Source organism: Thalassospira australica, assembly GCF_000763295.1.
In the GTDB taxonomy this organism is placed as follows: Bacteria; Pseudomonadota; Alphaproteobacteria; order Rhodospirillales; family Thalassospiraceae; genus Thalassospira; species Thalassospira australica.
The window spans coordinates 477,234-498,900 of the sequence record NZ_JRJE01000031.1 but is presented as its reverse complement, the minus strand read 5'-3'; the positions used below and the strand labels follow the sequence as shown (position 1 = coordinate 498,900).

Genomic DNA, 21,667 nt, shown 5'->3' with positions numbered 1-21,667 from the left:
GATGGCCGATATGTTCGCCGATTTCAGCAATTATCTTCGTCGCTATAAGCCGCGGACGCTGGGTGGGCGTATCTTTATCCTGATGATGTTGGGCGGGCTGATCATTGCGGTTCTTAGTGCGATGGCATCCTATTATGTCATTGAACGGGACGGGCGCATTGGCCGTGCCTATACGCTGGGCTTTACCATTCGCGAACTGGTTCGGATCGCCGAGAACCCGGAGTTCGAAGAAAACATCATCGATATTGCCGCCCGTGACGGGATGGTGATGCGCATTCTGCCGCCAGATGATCTGGGCACCTTGTTGCTGTTTTCGCGCCCGGCTCAGCACATCGCGATGCCAGCACGACTGGCCAATACCGGCTGGCCGATATCGGTCAAAGTACATTTTGAACGTGGTCGGTTAAGTTCGGAACAACGTGCGACTATTGAGGCCACCGAAAACCCCAGTTTGTTTTTTGCGGAATTATCACGTGAAATTGCCCGTCTTGGACTTGAAGCACAGGTCGAAATCCTGATGCCATCGGGTAAACGGATTTTGGTGCAGCATGATGAACTCTGGGCCAGTTATTCTTCGCCATCGCTTGTGTTCTTGATGTTTCTGATTGGCGTGGTTGCGGTTCTTGCGGTGTTTGCGGCACTGGCGGACCTTTTGGCAGGGCCGTTTAAACGTCTGACAGGTGCGATCATCAATTATGGCGATGACGTCAGCAGCCCACCGGTTGAGGAGCGCGGCCCGACCGAGGCCCGGTCCATGGCCGCTGCCTATAACGATCTGCGCGAACGTATTTCCAGAATGCTGGGGGATCGCACCCGGATGCTGGCCGCGATTTCACATGATTTGCGCACACCAAGTACGCGCCTGCGCCTGCGGGCTGAATTCATTGAAAATGATGAATTGCGCGAAACGGTGCTGCGCGATCTTGATGAAATGGACAGTCTTTTGAACGATGCCCTCGATTTTCTGGGCGACTGGATTCAGAAAGAAGAGGAACGCACCGTTGATTTTGTCTCGGTGCTTGAGGCGATTTGTGATGATTACGCCGATCTTGGGCGGCCTGTTGCGTTTAATGGGCCGCAACCGCTGCAATTCAGTTCGGTGCATACGGTGTTTGGCGGCGGGGATGAACCGCATTCCTTCGATAGCAAACGCAGCATCCGGCTATCTTGCCGTCCGGGCACGTTAAAACGCGCCTTTACCAATCTGATTGAAAATGCCCTGAAATACGGCCATCGGGCTAAGGTAGACCTCGAAGCAACGGCCGATACGGTTCTGGTGACCATTCGCGATGATGGACCGGGGATACCGGTTGAACATCAGGACAAGGTCTTCTTGCCATTTTATCGCGTGGAAGGATCACGGGCACGTACCACGGGCGGCAGTGGCTTGGGCCTGTCGATTGTGAAGACCGTAATTGATGCCCACGATGGGCAGATACAGTTGCGCAACATGCCCGGTAAGGGACTTGAAGTGATTATTTCTCTGCCGCGCAAGGTATAAGGGCAGGGCGCAAAGTACCCCGGAAAAAAGAATGGCGGGTGGCCCCCAGAACCACCCGCCAGTCAGATCAGATCCGCAACTCGGTTTCCGGGTCAAACAGACTGATCTGAGACATATCGGCCGAGAACGTCATGCTCTCGCCCGGTGTTGGTGCGCGGTCCGGACGGACACGTGCGACGATTTCCTTACCGGCAATGTCGATCACGGTCATGGTATCCGCACCCGTGGGTTCGATGACTTCGACCTTGCTGTCAAAGTTGACATACTGGCTGCCTTGTTCATCGGAACCGGTACGCTTGTGGGTCAGGGCTTCTGGGCGGATGCCAAAGACAACCTTTTTACCCGCATAGGCCTTGTAGCTTTCCGGTGCCTCAAACAGCGGCAGCACAATCGTGGTGCCCTCACGCGCGATCGAAACCGCCAGATTGCCACCATCGTCAACCAGCGTCGCATCAATGAAGTTCATCGACGGTGACCCGATGAAGCCCGCAACAAACATGTTGTTTGGACGTTCATAGATGTTCTGTGGTGTATCGAACTGCTGCAGGATACCGTCTTTCATGACCGCGATGCGCGATGCCAGGGTCATGGCTTCGATCTGATCGTGGGTCACGTAAACGATGGTCGAACCAAGACGCTGATGCAGCTTCTTGATTTCGGTGCGCATGTCGACACGCAATTTCGCATCAAGGTTTGAAAGCGGTTCATCAAACAAGAAGATGTCCGGATCACGCACAAGCGCACGGCCCATGGCAACGCGCTGACGTTGACCACCCGAAAGCTGGGATGGTTTACGATCCAGAAGCGGTTCGATCTGAAGCAGTTTGGCGACATCGGCAACCGCCTTGTCGCGTTCCTGATTGGAGACACCACGGATTTCAAGACCAAAGGTGATGTTCTTGCGGACCGTCATGTTGGGATAAAGCGCATAGGACTGGAACACCATGGCGATGTTACGGTCCTTGGGATGCACGTCATTGATGACGCGATCGCCAATGCGGATTTCCCCGTCGGTCGAACTTTCCAAACCTGCAATCAGGTTAAGAAGGGTGGATTTGCCGCAACCTGACGGGCCAACAAGGACGAGAAACTCGCCATCATCAATTGCCAGATTGATTTCCTTGAGAACTTCAACAGGGCCAAATGCCTTGCGAACTTTATCGAGGGTGAGTGATGCCATTTACTTATCCCTTCACCGAACCGGCTGTCAGGCCGCGGACGAAGTATTTGCCTGCCAGGACATAAACCAGCAACGTCGGAAGACCGGTCAGCAAGGCTGCTGCCATATCCACGTTGTACTGTTTCACGCCGGTCGTGGTGTTGACGATATTGTTGAGTGCGACGGTCATGGGGGCGTTGGCGCCAGAAGCGAACGACGCGCCGAACAGGAAGTCATTCCAGATCTGGGTGAACTGCCAGATGACCGACACCACGATGATCGGGGTCGAGATCGGCAGGATGATGCGCCAGAAAATGGTGAAGAATCCTGCACCGTCGATGGTGGCTGCCTTGACCAGTTCATCCGGGATCGAAACGTAGTAGTTCCGGAAGAACAGGGTGGTGAAGCACAGGCCATAAACGACGTGGACCATAACAAGGCCTGCGGTCGAGCTGGCAAGACCAAGCTTGCCAAGAACCTGTGACATCGGCAGCAGAACGACCTGGAACGGAATGAAGCAACCAAACAGCAGCAGGGCAAAGACGATGTTCGCCCCCTTAAAACGCCATTTGGTCAGCGCATAACCGTTGATCGCACCAAGGAAGGTCGAAATCAGAACAGCGGGAACCGCCATTTTGACCGAGTTCCAGAAATAGATTTTGATCCCGGTACATTCCACACCAACGCAGGCTTCGTTCCATGCATAGTTCCATGCATCGAATGTCACCACACGTGGCAGCGAAATAAGCGACCCTTCACGGATTTCGTCCAAAGACTTCAACGAGGTCGAAATCATGACGATCAGCGGGAAAAGATAATAGGCCGCAAACAGGATCAGGACGAGGTAAAGCAACCCGCGCAGAACCGTATGTTTCCAGCCTGCGTCGTGGCTGTAGGTCTGAATATCAGCCATTTTTCTTGCCTCCGCGCAGTTCGGAATAAAGGTACGGCACAATGATTGCCATGACGGTCGCCAGCATCATCATCGCACTGGCAGCACCCACACCAAGCTGGTTACGCTGGAATGCCATCGTGTACATGAAGGTTGCCGGAAGATCCGATGAGTACCCCGGACCGCCGCCAGTAAGGGCGATAACAAGGTCAAAGCTTTTGACGGCCAAGTGGGCCAGAACGACAATCGCACTCAGGAAGACCGGGCGAATTGACGGAATGATAATGCCGAAATAGATACGGGGCAGGCTGGCACCGTCCATATAGGCTGCGCGAATGATGTCTTGATCAACGCCGCGCAATGCCGCAAGGAACATCGCCATCACAAAACCAGATGCCTGCCAGACAGCTGCGATTACAACCGTGTAGATCGCCATATCCGAATTGACCAGCCAGTCGAATTCAAAGCTCGTCCAGCCAAGGTCATGCATCATGCTTTCAAGGCCAAGGCCCGGATTAAGAAGCCATTTCCAAACAGTACCGGTCACAATGAAGGACAGGGCCATCGGATAAAGAAAGATCGTACGAAGCGCACCTTCGGCGCGAATACGCTGATCTAGAAGAACTGCCAAAAGGCACCCGATAACCAGGCAGGTCACAATAAACAGACCACCAAAGATCAGCAGGTTTTCAATGGCAACATGCCAGCGTTCCATCTGCCACAGGCGTTCATATTGTCGCAGGCCTGCCCAATCCCAAACAGGAAGCATGCGCGACTTTGAAAACGCCATATAGCCGGTCCACAGGATGAACCCGTAGACGAAAAACAGGGACGCAGCAAAGGACGGTGCAACAACGATCTTGGAAAGATGACGCTGGATGCCGGCCGTCAGGTTGCTTTCGGTGCTTTGAGAAGCCCCCATACCCTTTGCCTCAAAAGTTAAAGTAGTGGAAGTCAGGCCCCGGAATGTTCCGGGGCCTGCGCGTAATTCAGCCAGTCAAACTGTACTGATCAATCGAGATTAGTCTTTCGCCAGTTCAATGGCTTCGACCAGACGCGACACAGCTTCGTCAGACGACATGTCCGAGTTGAAGTGTGCGGTCACGACGTCAACGATCGCACCCGAAAGGTGACCGCGGAGCGCCATGCCATGTGCCATGGACGGAAGGAACCCACCCGCAGCCTGAGCAGCATTGAGGTCAGCTTCGGATTTCTTGGCGCAATCGTCGAAGTTATCAAGCGAAACGCCAGAACGTGCCGGGATCGAACCTTTGAGAAGGTTGAAGGTTTCCTGGAACTTCTCGCCAACGATAAGTTCGGCAAGCAGTTTCTGGCCTTCGACCTTGTCGTCACCCGAAACGTTGAACATTGCAAAGCTGTCAACGTTAAACAGATAGCCGTTTTCCGACGGGGTTGCGGCACAAATGAAGTCTTTGCCCGGAACTTTGCCCGCAGCAAGGAATTCGCCTTTGGCCCAGTCACCCATGATCTGCATGGCAGCTTCGCCATTCATAACCATTGCGGTTGCAAGGTTCCAGTCACGACCCGGGAAGTCGGCATCAACATAACCGCGGATTTTACGCATCTGGTCAAACACCGCTTTCATGGTGTCGGAATTCAGCGCGTCTTCGTCGAGGTCGATCAGGGCTTTCTGGAAGAATTCCGGACCGCCAAGACCAAGAACGACCGTTTCGAACACGGTTGCGTCCTGCCACGGCTGACCACCATGAGCAACCGGCGTGATGCCAGCAGCTTTGAGTTTGTCAGCAAGGGCGTTGAACTCGTCCCAGGTTTTCGGTGCTTCGGTGGCACCAACTTTTTCCAGAAGGGTCGGGTTTGCCCAGATCCAGTCAACGCGGTGAACGTTTACCGGAACTGCAACATAGTCGCCTTCATATTTCATGACATCCTGGATGGCGCCCGGGATAACGTCATCCCAACCTTCAGCAGCCGCAACGTCATTCAGATCAGCAAGGGCACCCTGTTCGGCCCATTCCTGAATGGCCGGACCTTTAAGCTGAACAGCAGCCGGTGCATCACCAGACAGAACGCGCGAACGCAGAACGGTCATGGCCGCATCGCCAGCACCACCAGCAACCGGGCTATCGACCCAGGTACCGCCGTTGGCTTCAAAATCTTCTTTAAGGGATGCGACAGCTTTTGCTTCGCCGCCCGACGTCCACCAGTGCAGAACTTCGGCAGTCGGTTCGGCATGTGCAAAGCTTGCAGTCGCAAGAGCAGATAACGCCACACCTGTGGCGAGGATGGTTTTGCGCAAGTACATTTAGGTTTCCTCCCTGGCTTTAAACCATTTACAGCGACAACATGCTGCGAGAGGAGGCTCAATGCATCCACAAAACTGTAACAGGGCGTTTCCAGAATGCGAACTGAAACAAAGTGTTACAAAAATAGTTATATAGACCACAAGTATATTGCAAAGCAGCAAAAACAATTAGAGCGCTTGTGTGCATTACAGATATGATCATTTGGCACAAATGAGCTCCAGCCAACAGAGATTGATGCGTTCTGGTGCGGTAATTTCTTTTGGGACCGGGACGGAGGCATCATGGCAGATGTTCGGGAACGGCAAAAATTACGCATCGCAACATCAGGCAGGCATAAAATTCAACTTTGTAATGCAGCCGAAATATGGACCATCGGCAACCAATCAAGCGTTATCGCAAAGCTATTGCGGACTATCTGTGAATAAATGGAATAGATGATGTGCAAAGTTTGGTGATTGAGGGTGCGAAGACATTTGGGCATATTGCAATGCGAAAGTACTACAGTGAATGCGCCAGACAGTTGGTGACTGAAACTTTTAAATGGTTTCCAAGGCGGCATTCATTTTTTGTAACCTAAAGGAGGTTCAACATGTTCCTGTCCAGTATTCTCGTTGCTGTTCGCCGTTGGGCCTATGCTCGCACCGTTGCGAACGAACTTTACGGTCTTGATAAGCGCGACCTTGATGATGTCGGGATTTCCCATTGGCAGATCAAAGACGTTGCACGTAAAGCCGCACACGACGCGATTGCATAACGCCAATGCGATTTAGGCGCCCGTTTATCGGGAACGCCAATGCTAAAGCCGGACACACGTCCGGCTTTTTGTGTTTCAGGGGCAAAAGCCTGATGGCAGGCCTGCGGGCACCGGGAAGGTACGATTAAGGCCGTATGTATATTGTGGCCTCTTGGCTATCGGGCTCAGAACAAGCTTGTCTGTGTCGGTTTGGCATTATCGCCTGAACCAAGGTTTCCGCCCTCAAGTTTGGTAAGAAATGCTTCTGCCTGTGAGATCAGGTCACGTTTGGTCTCATCTTTCATGCGAGCCCAGTTGCGATAAGGCATGCCAAGGCGCGGGTTTTTACCAAGTGTGTCGGCGTTGCGATCAAGAAAATGCCAGTAAAGCGCATTAAACGGACAGGCATCCGGGCCAGTGTTTTTGCGTGGGTTGAATTGGCATTCCTGACAATAATCAGACATACGGTCGATATATTTGCCACTGGCCGCATAGGGTTTGGATGCCATTTTGCCACCATCGGCATAAAGTGCCATCCCGAAGGTGTTGGGAAGCTCAACCCATTCAAACGCATCGATATAGACAGCCAGATACCATTCGCAGACTTCCCGCGGATCCAGGCCCGCCAACAGGGCGAAGTTGCCAATGACCATCAGGCGTTGGATATGATGGGCATAGGCATTGTCCAATGTTTCGCCTATTGCCTGTTTCAGGCAATTCATAGGAACGTTTGCATCCCAAAAGAACGCCGGTAAAGAACGTTTGGCATCGAAATGATTGCCATCGCCATAATCCGGACCAAGATACCAATAAAGGCCCCGGACGTATTCCCGCCAGCCAAGGATTTGGCGAATAAATCCTTCAACAGCATTCAATGGCGACTTGCCATCATAATATGCCTGTTCAGCGGCACGGCAGACCTCATCTGGTAACAGCAGGCCGATATTGATGTAGGGGCTGATCAGCGCGTGATAGACCGTTGCGCTTTTGACCGTCATGGCATCCTGATAGTCACCAAAGCTGGGCAGGCGATGCGCGATGAAATGATCAAGTGCAATCAAAGCCTCCTTTCGGGTGACAGCCCAGCCAAATGAGGCGATATCACCAACCGCACCCGGAAAAGCTTCGTTGGCCTGATCAAGAAGTTCCTGGGTAATCTGGTCCGGTGCAAAGGTTTTGGGTGTTGGCAGGCTTACGTCATCGGGAAGGCGTTTGCGATTATCGTGATCAAAATTCCATTGCCCGCCGACAGGTTTGCCATCGGGTTCCATCAGAATGCCGGTAGTCCTGCGCAGCCCACGATAGAAATATTCCATCCGCAATTCCTTGCGGTTTTGGGCAAATTCCGTAAACGCATCAAGCTCGGAAAAGAAACGGTCATCGGGACGCAAATCGACGTCGATACCAAGGTTTTCAGGCCACTTTTCGATTTCACGCAATACCCGCCATTCACCGGGGGCGGTGATCACCACCTGTTTGATGCCATATGATGCAATGGCGGATTTAAGCGCCTCGGTGAAGGATGTGGTCGGGCGATTTTCAAAGTCGTAATATTCGACCTGAAATCCCTGATCGCGCAGATCTGCCGCAAAATGGCGCATGGCGGACAGGATCAGAACGATCTTTTGACGGTGATGTGGGACGTATTGCAATTCATAGCGTGGCTCGGCCATGACGATAAGATCACGGTCAGGGTCTGCGTCCGTCAGACTGGAAAGCCCATGGGAAAGTTGATCACCAAGAATGAAACGAATGGTCTGATATCGGGGCTTCATGTTTTGCTTCAATTATTTGCATGACAGTTACGACTCGTACGCTCCAGATACCCCAAAAGATCGCCGGCAAAACGAATTCCACCTGAAGCGATTTTCATTCTCAGTCAGATTTGTGCGAATGATTTTTAGTCAATCAGTGTAAGTGGCTATTTTCTGAAAAATCCTCTAAATTGTTGATAATGGTAATCAAAGACGCGTTTTTCCCTTGAAACGGGCAGGGCGGATTCCCACTATCTGCTTAGCCCAACCATCAGGAGAGCCATGATGAAAGGTGATCCCAAGATCATCACATACCTTAATCGCATTTTGACCAACCAGTTGACCGCGATTAACCAGTATTTCCTGCATGCCAGAATGCTGCGGGACTGGGGTGTCGAAGAAATGGGCGAGTATGAGTACAAGCTCTCGATCAAGGAAATGAAACGCGCCGACGACACGATCGAGCGCATCCTGTTCCTTGAAGGCCTTCCAAACCTTCAGAACCTCAACAAACTGATGATCGGCGAAAATGTCGAAGAAATCATCAGCTGTGACATGAAGTTTGAATTGGCGTCTCTGCCGCTGTTGCGCGAAGCGATCACGGCCTGTGAAAAGGCCGAAGATTTTGTCACCCGCGATTTGCTCGTGAAATTCCTTGAAGATCAGGAAGAGCATGTCGATTGGCTTGAGACCGAAGAATGGCAGCTCGAAAACATCGGGATTGCAAACTTTATTCAGAGCCGTTCAGGCGACGGCGATTAATCAGATCAGGAGCATTACACCATGAAGGGTAGTAAAAAGGTCATCGCCGCGCTGAATAAGCAGCTTACAGCGGAACTCTCGGCGGCGGATCAGTATAACACGCACGCCGAAATGTACGCCGATTGGGGCCTGCATTCGCTTTATGAGCGCATGCACCACGAAAAGGACGAGGAACTCGAACACGCAAAGCGTCTGATCGAGCGTATCCTGTTCCTTGAAGGTGTGCCCGATACCGCCTCGCGCGAGCCGATCAAGATCGGCAAAACCGTGCCCGAGATGATGAAAAATGATCTCGAACACGAATATCACGTTATCAACCTTCTGAAAAAGGCGATCAAAATCGCCGAGGCAGAAGACGATTTCCAGACCCGCCAGATGCTGGTCGGTCTGCTTGATGACAGTGAAGAAGATCATGCTTACTGGATCGAACAACAGATCCGCCTGATCGAAATGATGGGTCTGCCGAACTATATCCAGTTCCGCGCTGCCGGTGAACCAAACCCGCACGGCTAAACGCGACCCTCAATTAAATCAAAAGCCCCGGATTGATGTCCGGGGCTTTTTTGTTTGGCGCAAACCAAGGAATATCGTCGCTTTGCGAAAGCGGCGTTTAATTCGCTTGACCTTCCAGTTGCTGAAACCTCTATGGTCGCCCATATTCAATAGGCAACCTGCTTTGAGGTAACGTGATATGGACAGCCGGACCGAACAATTTGACGCCCCGTCAGGCGGTGCTATTGGCACAAGCGGCGCACTTGCGGCGAATGACGATGATGTCAGTTTCCAGATCGAAGGCATGTCTTGTGCAAACTGTGCCGGGCGCGTCGAAAAGGCACTTTCCGCACTTGATGGCGTGTCCGATGCATCGGTGAATTTTGCCCTGAACTCGGCAAATGTACATTTTGACAGCAGCAAGACCGATACCGCGACCATCGCAAAGGCCGTGAATGATGCAGGATATAGCGTCGTGGAAGAACAGCTATCATTTGATGTCGATGGCATGTCGTGCGCGAATTGCGCGCTGCGGGTTGAAAAGGCGCTTGCGGCCTTGCCGGGGGTTTCCACAGCCAGTGTGAATTTCGCCCTGGAACGCGCCGATGTATTGGCCTTTTCAGATGCCGTTAACGATGCCCGCGTGATCAAGGCCGTCGAAGATGCCGGGTATCACGCAACATCGCGCAACGGGGCGTCGTCCGACGCGGCAGAAGATGACGGTGTTGACGTTAAAGATAAAAAGAAAACAGATAAATCCCTGATCCTGCTGGCAGTTTCTGCATTGCTGACAGCGCCACTGGTTTTGCAGATGGTGTGGATGAACCTTGGGGTGTCCTATCACCTGCCGGCCTGGATCGAATTGGTGCTGGCGACACCGGTGCAATTTTATATCGGTGCGCGGTTTTACAAGGGCGCGTTTGCGGCACTTCGTCATCGCAGTGCCAATATGGATGTGCTGGTCGCCCTTGGGACGTCAGCGGCCTATTTCTTAAGTGTTTATAACATGCTTACGGCCAATGACGGGCAGGCCCCTCTTTATTTCGAGGCCTCAGCCGCGATTGTGACATTGATCCTTGCTGGCAAGATCATGGAAGACCGTGCCAAGCGTGGTGCATCTGCCGCCATCCGCGAATTGATGGCGCTCCGCCCACGTCGGGCACGTAAACTGGTCGAAGGTAAAGGCGAACAGGATGTCGCGGTCGAAAGCCTGTCGGTCGGCGATATTGTTCGTGTCTTGCCAGGTGAACGTCTGCCCGTGGATGGCACTGTGCGTGCTGGCGACAGCGAACTCGATGAAAGCCTGATCACCGGCGAAACGCGTCCGGTTGCCCGTCAACCCGGCGATAATGTTGTCGGGGGTGCCGTCAATGGCACTGGACGTCTTGATATTGAAGTCGGGGCAGTTGGCGATGACACGACGCTTTCACGCATCATTCGTCTGGTCGAGCGGGCCCAGACGGGCAAGGCCCCGGTTCAGAAGCTTGTCGACCGTGTTTCTGCGGTGTTTGTGCCGGTTGTCGTCGGTATCGCGCTGCTGACGTTGGCTGCGTGGCTGTTTACCGGCTTTGGCGCAGAGGCCTCCATCGTTGCTGCTGTATCCGTTCTGGTGATTGCCTGCCCCTGTGCGCTTGGACTTGCAACACCAACTGCCCTTGTCGCGGGGACTGGTAGTGCCGCACGTAATGGTATTTTGATCCGCAATTTCGAGGCACTTGAGCAGGCCCACAATGTCGACACCATCATTTTTGACAAGACCGGAACCCTCACAGAAGGCACACCGGCAGTCCATGATGTATGTCCGGTTGATGGTGTGGACCGCAATGAATTGCTTAGCCTGACGGCAGGTGTTCAGGCCGCAAGCGAGCATCCCCTGGCACGTGCCGTTGTGTCGTTTGCTCGCGACGCGGGGCTGAATATTCCCGAAATTGACAACTTCAAAGGCAAAACCGGTGCAGGTGTCATGGCACAGGTTGACGGCCGCAAGGTCGCGATTGGCAGCGAATCCCTGCTGACAGATCAAGGAATTGATCATCCGGCCGAAGATGTTGCCAAAGCCATCCAAAAACATGAAAGCGAGGGTCGGACGGTTATCCTGATCGCCATTGATGGTGTCTTTGCCGGTTACATGACGCTTGAGGATCGTATTCGCGAAGGTGCGAAACAGGCGATTGCGGACCTCAAGGCGCGCGGTATTTCATCCATCATGCTTTCGGGCGACAGTCAGGACGTTGCAAGCCACGTCGCCCGCGAACTTGGGCTTGAACGCGGCGAGGGACGTATTCGCCCGCAAGACAAGGCACGTGAAGTCGAAAAACTGCGCAAGCAGGGACGACGCGTCGCAATGGTTGGTGATGGCATCAATGATGCACCGGCACTGGCTGCTGCGGATGTGGGGATTGCCATGGGCGGTGGGACCGATGTTGCGATGGAAACTGCCGGAATTACGCTGATGCGCTCTGACCCGGCACTTGTATCTGCAGCGATTGATATTTCCATCGCGACCCGGCGCAAGATCGCCCAGAACCTGTTTTGGGCTTTTGCCTATAACGTGGTGGGTGTCCCGTTGGCTGCATTTGGTATCCTTAGTCCGGCAATAGCCGGGGCGGCCATGGCGCTTAGCTCCGTGTCGGTTGTTGGTAACTCGCTGACGTTGCGGCGCTGGACAGCGAAGGGGCAGAAATAACGCCATGAATATTTCTGATGCTGCAAAAGAATGCAGTCTGCCTACCAAGACCATCCGTTATTACGAGGAAATCGGTCTTGTTTCGCCGGGCAGACTTGCCAACGGGTACCGCGACTACGATGAGGATGATTTGCACAAGTTGCGCTTTTTGCAACGTGCCCGTGGACTTGGTTTCTCGGTCGAGGATTGCCGTGTGTTGCTGTCTCTTTACGAGGACCGCAACCGCGCATCTTCAGACGTAAAAAAGATCGCCAAGTCCCATCTGGTCGAAATTGAACGCAAGATTTCAGAACTTCAAAGCCTTCGGGACACGCTGTCTGAACTTGTGCAGTCCTGCCACGGTGATGATCGCCCGAACTGTCCGATCATCAACGATCTGGCACGCTAGCGTCGTCACCAAGACCGATAGATACATCAGTAAGAGAGAGAATAGTGAAGAACAAAGGTGTGATAGCGCTTGGTGCGCTTGTTGGTGCTGCGATCCTGTATGGCATCGTCTTCTACTTCGGTCCTGAAACAACGCCGGACCAAAAGGCAGAGCTGCGCCCGGATGACTTGCAGCTGGTTGCGATGGGCAAGAAGGTTTATGACGCCAATTGTGCCTCCTGCCACGGCGTGAAACTTGAAGGAGAGGCGAACTGGCGCGAACGTGGCCCCGATGGGTTGCTTCCCGCACCACCCCATGATGAGACCGGTCATACATGGCATCACCCCGATGCTGTGTTGTTTGCATTGACCAAATATGGGCCATCAGTCATGGCCGGGGGTGACTATCAGTCGGCAATGCCGGGCTTTGAAGATGTTCTAAGTGACGAGGAAATCCTTGCCAGTCTGTCCTACATCAAAAGCCGATGGTCTGATGAGGTCAGGCAGCGGCACGACCAGATCAATCAGTCGGCCAAGCAGTAAGGACCGTATTGCAAGGGCATAAAGATAAAAAAGACCCGTATCGGAAACGCCGATGCGGGTCTTTGTGCAAGAGTAGCCAGGCAACAGTTCAGGTGCGTGGCAATGTGATGCGCACGGTTGTGCCCTTGCCGAGGTCACTTTCGATGCTAAGCCGTCCACCATGCAGCTCCACAAGCAATTTTGCCAACGGCAGGCCAAGGCCGGTGCCAACACTTTCCTTGACCCCGGATGGATGAAGCTGTGAGAAGCGCGCAAGGGCACGTGGAATGTCATTTGGGCTCATGCCCACACCGTTATCTTCCACGGCAAATGTGATTTCATTATCGCTAACAGATAGCCCAAGACTGATCTTTCCGTGATCCGGGGTAAACTTGGCCGCGTTACTGAGGATATTGATCAATATCTGCTTGAGTTTGAGTTTGTCACACAGCATCAAAACCGGCTGGTCTGGCAAATCCAGGGTCAGGATGTGATCCCGGCGCGAGATATCCCCTCCGACAAGCCGGGCGACATCATGCATCATTGCCCCAAGTTCGGCATTCTCAAGCTGCAACGTCATGGAACCGGCCGAAAGCTTGGATACATCCAGAACGTTGTTGACCAGTTCCAGCAGGTGCTTGCCGGCTTCATAAACATCCCGACCACAATCGCGATAGCCGTCAGACAAATCCCCCAGAACGCCTTGGGCGATCAGTTCGGAATTGCCAATGATCGCATTGAGCGGCGTACGCAATTCATGGCCCATATTGGCGATGAAGTCTGATTTGGACGCATTGGCGTCTGACTGGCTGCGGTTTTGCTCCATCAGCGTACGTTCCGCCTGATTCTGGCGGTCATTTTCAAGCAACGTCATCAAGACGGCCGTGCGTGTTTCATTGTTCTGGAAATATTCAAGCGGGGCAATCGACAGATCACAGACATGGTTTTCCTTGGCAGCGCCCACCAGAATGATATCTCCGCGCCAGGTGCGGCCAGACGAGAACACATCTTCGATATCGTTCATCAGACCCTTGGAGATGAAACCAGCCTTGCGCCCGATCATGCGATCCCGGGAAACCCCAATCATCTGCGAGATGGCGTCGTTACATTGCATGACAATGCCATTGCGATCACAGATGACAGCGGCATAGGGCAGGGCATTAAGTACGACTTCGTCGGCCAATGGCGTGCCGGTCGTACGAATCTGTGTGTTGTTGGTCATCTCAGTCCCTGGTCCCATGATATGCCGGTCGCCCGTTAGAAGCGTGCGCACTCCAGCCCCTTCAGCGAGATGTCAGGAACTTTGTTGCTGATGATGTCGGCAATTGCTTTTGCCGAGCCGCAACTCATTGTCCACCCCAACGTCCCATGCCCCGAATTGACGTATAGATTATCATACTTTGTGCCCCCAATAATAGGGGCGGAATCGGGGGTTACAGGCCGCAAACCCGACCAGAATTCAATTTTAGACCGTTCACCAGAATTCGGGAATAATTCTAAGGCTTTATTGACGATTAACTGTTGTCGGCGGGGTGACATCCGCAGGTTATATCCGTCAAGTTCTGCGGTTCCTGCAACCCTAAGCTGTTCTCCAAGTCGCGAGTACACCATTTTGACGCTGTCATCGATCAGTGCGGTGGTTGGCGCGCCTGTTTGGCCGGTTGTATCGATGCTGATGGAGTAGCCCTTGCACGGATAAATCGGCAGTTTAATACCAAGGGGCTTGAGCAAGAGCGGACTGTAACTTCCAAGGCAGGCCAAAAAGGCATCGGCACGAATGTCGCCCTTGTCGGTCTGGACGAATTCAATCTTGCCTTGGTTGTGGGTTATGCCTGTGATCCGGGTATTGAATTTAAACGACGCACCCTTGGCGCTGCAATGCGTTGCCAGATTCTGTGTGAACTTGCGGGCATCGCCGCTTTCATCATCCGGGGTATAGCTGCCACCAATGATTGGCACGTTGCTGTCACGCAGGGCAGGTTCGATTGCAAGGCACTCATCTGTGCTGACGGTTTTTCGGTCCAGCCCAAATTCGCGCATCTGATGGGTTGCCTTCTCCACGGCTTCCATGTCCTGATCTGAGCGACAAATGTGCAGGATGCCGCGCTCGCTATGGTCATAGTCGATGTCAAGGTCTTCGCGCAGCGTTCGCAAACAATCACGGCTATAAAGTGCAAGGCGAAGCGCCTTTTCAAGATTGATCCGGGCGCGCGCATCAGTGCAATTGCGCAAGAACCTTAGGCCCCATGCAAAAAGCTGTGGATCAAACCGCATGCGCACCAAAAGCGGCGCTTCTTCGCGGCCCAGCCATTTCAGGATTTGTTTGGGGGTCGCGGCATTGGCCCATGGGGTGGCATGGCACGCGGAAATCTGGCCGCCATTGGCAAAGCTTGTTTCTTGCGCGCTGGCATGCTGACGGTCGATGACCGTGACCTCATGGCCATTTTGCAAAAGATACCAGGCCGCCGTTGTCCCGATGACACCGGCGCCCATGACGACAACATGCATGCGGGCAAAGCCTTGTTGCGGAAAGTATGGGCGTACGCGCCAGAAAAGTAAGACAATTAACCCACTATCTGACTTGCGAATTTGCCTGCAATATAGTGGGGTGAATTTTAAATGGCTACAGCCGACTGATGCTGTTTTAAATGCTGCTACACTACAGTTTGATATGGATGGCAATCTGACCGGCCAAGATAAGGATGACGGGGTGAAATGTTTGAAATCCTGACAACTGATCAAATGTACCAAGCTGATCGCAAAGCGATTCAAGGTGGTATCCCCGGAGATATCCTGATGGAGAATGCCGGGCGCGCTGTATTTGAGGAAATCGTGCGCCATTGGTCGCCGCGATCCGTCTCTGTTTTGTGTGGTCCGGGCAACAATGGCGGGGACGGCTTTGTCATTGCCAAACTTCTGCGCGATGAAGGATGGTCAGTACGTTTGGGACTGTTGGGCGACAGTGACGCGCTCAAGGGGGATGCCGCACACCATGCTGCACGTTGGGAAGGGGCAACTGAACGGTTATCCCCGGCCCTTGTTGTTGGGGCCGATCTGGTTGTGGATTGCATTTTCGGGGCTGGCCTTGCGCGCGACATCACCGGCGAACTGGCCGAACTTGTAACAACAATAAACTCAAGCCCGTGTGGCGTGGTTTCGGTCGATGTGCCATCAGGGGTTGATGGTAATACCGGCATGGTTCTGGGATGCGGGGTCAAGGCCGACCTGACGGTGACCTTTTGTCGGGCCAAACCGGGGCATTATCTTTTGCCAGGTCGGCTGATGTGTGGCGAACTGGTTATTCGCGATATTGGCATTTCTGATCAAACCGTTGCGGACATCTGCCCGGCCTGCTGGCGCAATGACCCGATCTTGTGGCGCGCAGGCATCCATTGGCCGGGGCTGGATGGGCATAAATATCATCGCGGCCATCTTTTGGCCTTTGGCGGAAGTAGCATGACCGGGGCAACACGGTTGGTCGCACGTGCTGCGCGCCGGTCCGGTGTTGGGCTTCTGACCATTGTCGCAGAGCCGGGCGCACTTCCGATATATGGTGCTGATGCGCCGGGAAATATGACCGCCCCGATGAGCGCGCTGGACACACTTGTTAACGATTGCCGTCACAATGCCTTTGTGGTTGGGCCGGGATTTGGCGTTGGCGATGATACCCGCGCGCTGGTTCTGAAGCTTTTGCATTTATGTCGGGCTACCGTTCTGGATGCGGATGCGCTGACAAGTTTTGCCGAAGATCCATCAACACTGTGTTTTGCGGTTCAGGGGCCGACGGTCCTTACGCCGCACGAAGGTGAGTTCGCCCGACTGTTTCCCGACATCAAGGGCGATAAGCTCAGCCGGGCACGCGCCGCAGCCAAAAGATGCAGCGCCACTGTTCTGATCAAAGGGGCCGATACTGTCATTGCTGCCCCGGATGGGCGGGCCGTGATCAGTGCCGTGGATGTGCCTTGGCTGGCGACCGCCGGCTCAGGTGATGTGCTTGCAGGGATTATTGGCGGGTTGATGGCGCAAGGCATGGATATGTTTGATGCCGCCTGCATGGGCGTCTGGCTGCATGGGCGAAGCGGTGCTGATATCGGCCCCGGCCTGATTGCCGAGGATATCCCCGAACATTTACCCGCTGTTTTGCGTGAACTGTGGCTGGCGTCGCGCAAAAAGGGTGCGTGATCTGTTGGAAAGTGGATCAGCAATCGAAAGAAAAATGTCTGACAGCAGTCATTTTCGATGATGGTGAACGATCTTCATGGCCTGTCCACGGTCGAAAAAAATCATCAAAATGATGTCGGGCAGATAAAAATTGCTGTTTTGGGAACAGTAAGGCGCTTGCTGCGTTCGTTTTCAGATCGACAGAAACCCTTGGGCTGATCGGTATTTTGGCCATGTTTGCCCGTTATTTTCGACAAGATTACGATTGTCGAAAAGGCGATGCTTGCATGAGGGGATCGAAGTTTGTATTAAGGCGCACTCATTCCGGTCCAACCGGAGTGATATGCTTGCTTGTGTGCGGGCGTGGCGGAACTGGTAGACGCGCTGGATTTAGGTTCCAGTGGAGCAATCCGTGGGGGTTCGAGTCCCTTCGCCCGTACCACTTGCAGGCCGATTATATAGATCGGGTTTTATATTCGTTTAGTCATTTTGACTTTCTGACGTCCGGACTGCGTCGCGTAACGGACATTATTCGAACCAAGCAAAAGAGTTATCTATGCAGGTTACTGAAACCAAAAACGAAGGCCTGGCGCGCGAGTTCAAAGTCGTCGTGCCCGCCGCACAAATCGAAGAAAAAGTTGTCGCCAAGCTGGACGAAATCAAGGATCAGGTTCGCCTTCCGGGCTTCCGTCCTGGTAAAATCCCGGCGAAACTTCTGCGTCAGCGTTATGGCCAGGCAGTCATGGGTGAAATCCTTGAAGCGGCTGTAAACGAAAACACCGGCAAGGTTCTGGCAGACAATGAACTGCGCCCGGCCGTTCAGCCGAAAATCGAAGTCACCAAATTCGATGAAGGCGGGGACCTTGAGTTCGACATCGCTGTTGAAGTTATTCCGGCGATCGAAGCCATGGACTTCAAAAAGCTGAAGCTGACCCGTGAAGTTGTTGAACTTGACGACAGCAAGGTTAATGAAACCCTTGAGCGCATCGCAAGCGCACAGGGCACGACCGAGCCGCTCAAGCGTAAGCGCAAGTCCAAAGCCGGTGACGTTGTTGTCATTGACTTCCTTGGCAAAATTGATGGCGAAGCATTCGAAGGCGGTAAAGCCGAAGATTACGAACTGGAACTCGGTTCCGGTTCCTTCATCGAAGGTTTCGAAGATCAGCTTACCGGCGTGAATGCTGGTGACGAACTTGTTGTTAAAGTTAAGTTCCCGGATGAATACGGTGCAGCAGAACTCGCAGGCAAAGATGCCGAGTTCGACGTTACCGTTAAGGAAATCAAGGAAAAGAAAGCCGCTGAGCTTGATGATGAACTGGCCAAGAAACTTGGTCAGGACAGCCTTGATGCCCTGAAAGAAGCAATTCGCACCGACTATGGCCGTGAATACGAATCGGTTGCGCGCCAGAAAATGAAGCGCCAGCTTCTTGATGCGCTTGCTGAAAACCACAGCTTCGATCTGCCGGTATCGCTGGTGGATAACGAACTTGAAGGCATCATTGGTCAGATCAAACAGGCCCGTGAAGCTGGTCAGGAAGACGAAGAAACCAAAGGCAAGTCCGAAGAAGAACTGACCGAAGAGTTCCGCGAAATCGCAGAACGTCGCGTTCTTCTGGGTCTTCTGCTTGCTGAAGTCGGCCGTGAAAACGACATTCAGGTCACGCAGGAAGACGTCAACAAGGCGCTGGTTACCGAAGCCCAGAAATATCCGGGGCAGGAACAGCAGGTTATTGAATTCTATAAAAATAACCCGCAGGCCTTGCAGGGACTTCAAGGCCCTGTATATGAAGACAAGGTCGTTGATTACATCGTCGAACTCGCAAAGGTGGAAGACAAAACCGTAACGGTTGAAGAACTTCTGAAGCCGGAAGAGGAAGACGAAGCTCCGAAGAAGAAATCGGCTGCCAAAAAGGCACCGGCGAAAAAGGACGCAGAGAAAAAGGCTCCGGCTAAAAAAGCCCCGGCCAAGAAAGCTGCAGCCAAAAAGCCGGCCGCTAAAAAAGCTGCTGACAAATCCGAAGAGAAGTAATCCGGCCGGAAACGGTTTAGGATCATGCAGGGAGATTGCAGTTGATGATTGAAGAACAGATGAATTCGCTTGTGCCGATGGTGGTCGAACAGACCAGTCGTGGCGAGCGTGCCTATGACATCTTTTCGCGTTTGCTCAAGGAACGCATCGTTTTCATCAACGGCCAGGTCCATGACGGCATGTCGTCACTGATCTGTGCGCAGTTGCTGCATCTCGAATCGGAAAATCCGGACAAGGATATCTCGCTTTACATCAACTCTCCGGGCGGTGTTGTGACCTCGGGTCTCGCCATCTATGACACCATGCAGTACATCCGTTGTGATGTATCGACGGTGTGCATGGGGCAGGCGGCATCCATGGGCTCGCTGCTTTTGATGGCCGGTGCAAAGGGCAAGCGTTACTGCCTGCCAAATGCACGTGTCATGATCCACCAGCCGTCCGGCGGCTTTCAGGGTCAGGCATCGGACATCGAAATTCATGCCCGCGAAATTCTGGCTCTGCGTCAGCGTCTTAACGAGATCTATGTCGAACATACCGGCCGGGATCTCAAGACCATCGAAGACGCAATGGAACGTGACAACTTCCTGACACCCGATCAGGCCAAGGAATTTGGTTTGATCGACGAAGTGGTAACGTCACGTCCGAAGCCGGAAACTGATGAAAAGAAAGACTGATCACTTAGGTGGGATTAGTGAAAACGCCCCGGTGAACTGCCGGGGCGTTTTTTTATGTCTTGCCTCATGGCAGTTTTAAGTCATAGACAAGTGTATGTGCTGGCTTTGGCATATTTGTTTGGAACTTGCTGCCTACCCGAACGTTTAGGTGATTAAGGCAAGGGGTTTCGCAACCACGGTGGCGAACCCATATCAAACTTGAGGCCATTAAAGCCGAAAAGCGCAGATTAAACGTTGAGATCGGTATCGTTTACCGGCTAACATGGCGATAAAAGATAACGTCAAACGTAATTGGGGTTTGTATGAGCAAATCGAATAGCGGGGACTCCAAGAACACTCTGTACTGTTCTTTCTGTGGAAAGAGCCAGCACGAGGTTCGCAAGCTCATCGCCGGTCCAACCGTGTTCATCTGTGATGAATGCGTAGAGCTTTGCATGGACATCATCCGCGAAGAGCATAAAACCCATCTCGTCAAATCGGCAGACGGGGTGCCTTCTCCGCAAGAGATTTGCAAGGTCCTTGATGATTATGTCATCGGTCAGGGCCATGCGAAAAAAGTTCTCTCTGTAGCGGTTCACAACCATTACAAACGCCTGCATCATTCCAGCAAGAATGAAGACATCGAGCTGGCAAAATCAAACATCATGCTGGTCGGGCCAACCGGTTGCGGTAAGACGCTTCTGGCTCAGACTTTGGCCCGCATTCTTGATGTGCCGTTCACCATGGCAGATGCCACCACACTGACCGAAGCCGGTTATGTGGGCGAAGATGTTGAAAACATCATTCTGAAACTGCTGCAGGCGGCAGACTATAATGTCGAGCGTGCACAGCGCGGCATCGTCTATATTGACGAAGTCGACAAGATTTCGCGCAAGTCCGACAACCCGTCGATCACACGTGATGTGTCGGGTGAGGGCGTCCAGCAGGCATTGCTCAAGATCATGGAGGGCACTGTTGCCTCGGTTCCGCCTCAGGGCGGGCGTAAACATCCGCAACAGGAATTCCTACAGGTCGATACCACCAACATCCTCTTTATCGTTGGCGGTGCGTTCGCGGGCCTCGACAAAGTGATTTCCCAGCGTGGCCGCGGCAGCGCAATCGGCTTTGGTGCCGATGTGCGCGGTCCTGAAGACCGCCAGACGGGCGATGTTTTGCGCGAAGTCGAACCGGAAGACCTTCTGAAATTCGGTCTTATTCCGGAATTCATTGGGCGTCTGCCGGTTCTGGCAACGCTTGAGGACCTCGACAATGATGCGTTGGTTCAGATCCTGACCGAACCGAAAAACGCACTGATCAAGCAGTATCAGCGTCTGTTCGATATGGAAGATGTCAAACTCACCTTCCAGCCGGATGCGCTTAAGGCAATTGCCGACAAAGCGATTGAACGCAAGACCGGTGCACGTGGTTTGCGTTCGATCATGGAAGGCATTCTGCTTGAAACCATGTTCGATCTTCCGACCATGGAAAGCGTCGAGGAAATTGTGATCAATGCTGACGTTGTTGAAGGAAAGGCAAAACCGTTGCTGATCCATGCCGAACGTCGTGAAGGTGTTGAAAACACTGCCTGAACCTAATTCCCGCACCGGCATCCATTGCGGTGCGGGAAATTCAGATTATCTATCCAATGTTCGCGTTGCTGGCGGGGCCTATG

18 protein-coding genes and 1 tRNA gene are annotated in these 21,667 nt (G+C 53.1%); 12 read left to right on the top strand and 7 right to left on the bottom strand.

Annotated features, from left to right (window positions below; genetic code table 11):
- The first annotated feature begins 1 nt into the window (after nucleotide 1).
- Entirely contained in the window at nucleotides 2-1,501 is a 1,500-nt protein-coding gene (locus JF44_RS0115495) for a sensor histidine kinase (protein WP_033069840.1), read from the top strand.
- 67 nt (nucleotides 1,502-1,568) lie between these two features.
- Here JF44_RS0115495 and JF44_RS0115490 read toward each other — a convergent pair whose 3' ends face one another.
- From JF44_RS0115490 to JF44_RS0115475, 4 genes are all read right to left on the bottom strand, one after another.
- A complete protein-coding gene (locus JF44_RS0115490) occupies nucleotides 1,569-2,681 on the bottom strand; it encodes an ABC transporter ATP-binding protein (protein ID WP_033069839.1) in 1,113 nt (370 codons plus the stop codon).
- Between the two features lie 4 nt (nucleotides 2,682-2,685).
- Entirely contained in the window at nucleotides 2,686-3,573 is an 888-nt protein-coding gene (locus JF44_RS0115485) for a carbohydrate ABC transporter permease (protein ID WP_033069838.1), read from the bottom strand.
- Nucleotides 3,566-4,474 (bottom strand): carbohydrate ABC transporter permease, encoded by a 909-nt coding sequence (locus tag JF44_RS0115480; protein WP_033069837.1) that lies wholly within the window; start codon nucleotides 4,472-4,474, stop codon nucleotides 3,566-3,568. The genes JF44_RS0115485 and JF44_RS0115480 overlap by 8 nt, the downstream gene beginning before the upstream one ends.
- A 99-nt stretch (nucleotides 4,475-4,573) precedes the next feature.
- Nucleotides 4,574-5,836: an ABC transporter substrate-binding protein gene (locus JF44_RS0115475; protein WP_033069836.1), complete on the bottom strand. Its 1,263-nt coding sequence runs from the start codon at nucleotides 5,834-5,836 to the stop codon at nucleotides 4,574-4,576.
- 590 nt (nucleotides 5,837-6,426) lie between these two features.
- Between JF44_RS0115475 and JF44_RS20380 the strand changes: the two genes are divergently transcribed.
- Nucleotides 6,427-6,591 (top strand): DUF1127 domain-containing protein, encoded by a 165-nt coding sequence (locus JF44_RS20380; protein ID WP_156111701.1) that lies wholly within the window; start codon nucleotides 6,427-6,429, stop codon nucleotides 6,589-6,591.
- A gap of 164 nt (nucleotides 6,592-6,755) precedes the next feature.
- Here JF44_RS20380 and JF44_RS0115470 read toward each other — a convergent pair whose 3' ends face one another.
- A complete protein-coding gene (locus JF44_RS0115470; RefSeq protein WP_033069835.1) occupies nucleotides 6,756-8,345 on the bottom strand; it encodes a cryptochrome/photolyase family protein in 1,590 nt (529 codons plus the stop codon).
- Nucleotides 8,346-8,609: 264 nt separating this feature from the next.
- Between JF44_RS0115470 and bfr (JF44_RS0115465) the strand changes: the two genes are divergently transcribed.
- The 5 genes from bfr (JF44_RS0115465) (at nucleotide 8,610) to JF44_RS0115445 (ending at nucleotide 13,173) form a co-directional block, all read left to right on the top strand.
- Nucleotides 8,610-9,086 (top strand): bacterioferritin, encoded by a 477-nt coding sequence (gene bfr / locus JF44_RS0115465; RefSeq protein ID WP_033070005.1) that lies wholly within the window; start codon nucleotides 8,610-8,612, stop codon nucleotides 9,084-9,086.
- A 21-nt stretch (nucleotides 9,087-9,107) separates the two neighbouring features.
- Nucleotides 9,108-9,599 carry a bacterioferritin gene (bfr, locus tag JF44_RS0115460; RefSeq protein WP_033069834.1) on the top strand — a complete coding sequence of 164 codons (492 nt, stop codon included), beginning with the start codon at nucleotides 9,108-9,110 and terminating at the stop codon, nucleotides 9,597-9,599.
- A 178-nt stretch (nucleotides 9,600-9,777) separates the two neighbouring features.
- Nucleotides 9,778-12,264 (top strand): heavy metal translocating P-type ATPase, encoded by a 2,487-nt coding sequence (locus JF44_RS0115455; protein ID WP_081944461.1) that lies wholly within the window; start codon nucleotides 9,778-9,780, stop codon nucleotides 12,262-12,264.
- A 4-nt stretch (nucleotides 12,265-12,268) separates the two neighbouring features.
- A complete protein-coding gene (cueR, locus tag JF44_RS0115450) occupies nucleotides 12,269-12,652 on the top strand; it encodes a Cu(I)-responsive transcriptional regulator (RefSeq protein WP_033069833.1) in 384 nt (127 codons plus the stop codon).
- 44 nt (nucleotides 12,653-12,696) lie between these two features.
- On the top strand, nucleotides 12,697-13,173 hold the full coding sequence (locus JF44_RS0115445) for a c-type cytochrome (protein WP_238318470.1): 477 nt from the start codon (nucleotides 12,697-12,699) through the stop codon (nucleotides 13,171-13,173).
- Between the two features lie 88 nt (nucleotides 13,174-13,261).
- Here JF44_RS0115445 and JF44_RS0115440 read toward each other — a convergent pair whose 3' ends face one another.
- Nucleotides 13,262-14,374 carry a sensor histidine kinase gene (locus tag JF44_RS0115440; protein WP_033069832.1) on the bottom strand — a complete coding sequence of 371 codons (1,113 nt, stop codon included), beginning with the start codon at nucleotides 14,372-14,374 and terminating at the stop codon, nucleotides 13,262-13,264.
- 35 nt (nucleotides 14,375-14,409) lie between these two features.
- Complete coding sequence (locus JF44_RS0115435; RefSeq protein ID WP_033069831.1) at nucleotides 14,410-15,660, bottom strand: D-amino acid dehydrogenase; 1,251 nt, start codon at nucleotides 15,658-15,660, stop codon at nucleotides 14,410-14,412.
- Between the two features lie 207 nt (nucleotides 15,661-15,867).
- Between JF44_RS0115435 and JF44_RS0115430 the strand changes: the two genes are divergently transcribed.
- The 5 genes from JF44_RS0115430 (at nucleotide 15,868) to clpX (ending at nucleotide 21,584) form a co-directional block, all read left to right on the top strand.
- On the top strand, nucleotides 15,868-17,334 hold the full coding sequence (locus tag JF44_RS0115430; protein ID WP_033069830.1) for an NAD(P)H-hydrate dehydratase: 1,467 nt from the start codon (nucleotides 15,868-15,870) through the stop codon (nucleotides 17,332-17,334).
- A gap of 336 nt (nucleotides 17,335-17,670) precedes the next feature.
- A tRNA-Leu gene (locus tag JF44_RS0115425) sits at nucleotides 17,671-17,755 on the top strand.
- Between the two features lie 114 nt (nucleotides 17,756-17,869).
- Nucleotides 17,870-19,342, top strand: a complete 1,473-nt coding sequence (gene tig / locus JF44_RS0115420) for a trigger factor (protein ID WP_033069829.1) — start codon at nucleotides 17,870-17,872, stop codon at nucleotides 19,340-19,342.
- A gap of 44 nt (nucleotides 19,343-19,386) precedes the next feature.
- Nucleotides 19,387-20,016 carry an ATP-dependent Clp endopeptidase proteolytic subunit ClpP gene (gene clpP, locus JF44_RS0115415; RefSeq protein WP_033069828.1) on the top strand — a complete coding sequence of 210 codons (630 nt, stop codon included), beginning with the start codon at nucleotides 19,387-19,389 and terminating at the stop codon, nucleotides 20,014-20,016.
- Between the two features lie 302 nt (nucleotides 20,017-20,318).
- Nucleotides 20,319-21,584: an ATP-dependent Clp protease ATP-binding subunit ClpX gene (gene clpX, locus JF44_RS0115410; RefSeq protein ID WP_033069827.1), complete on the top strand. Its 1,266-nt coding sequence runs from the start codon at nucleotides 20,319-20,321 to the stop codon at nucleotides 21,582-21,584.
- Nucleotides 21,585-21,667: the final 83 nt, after the last annotated feature.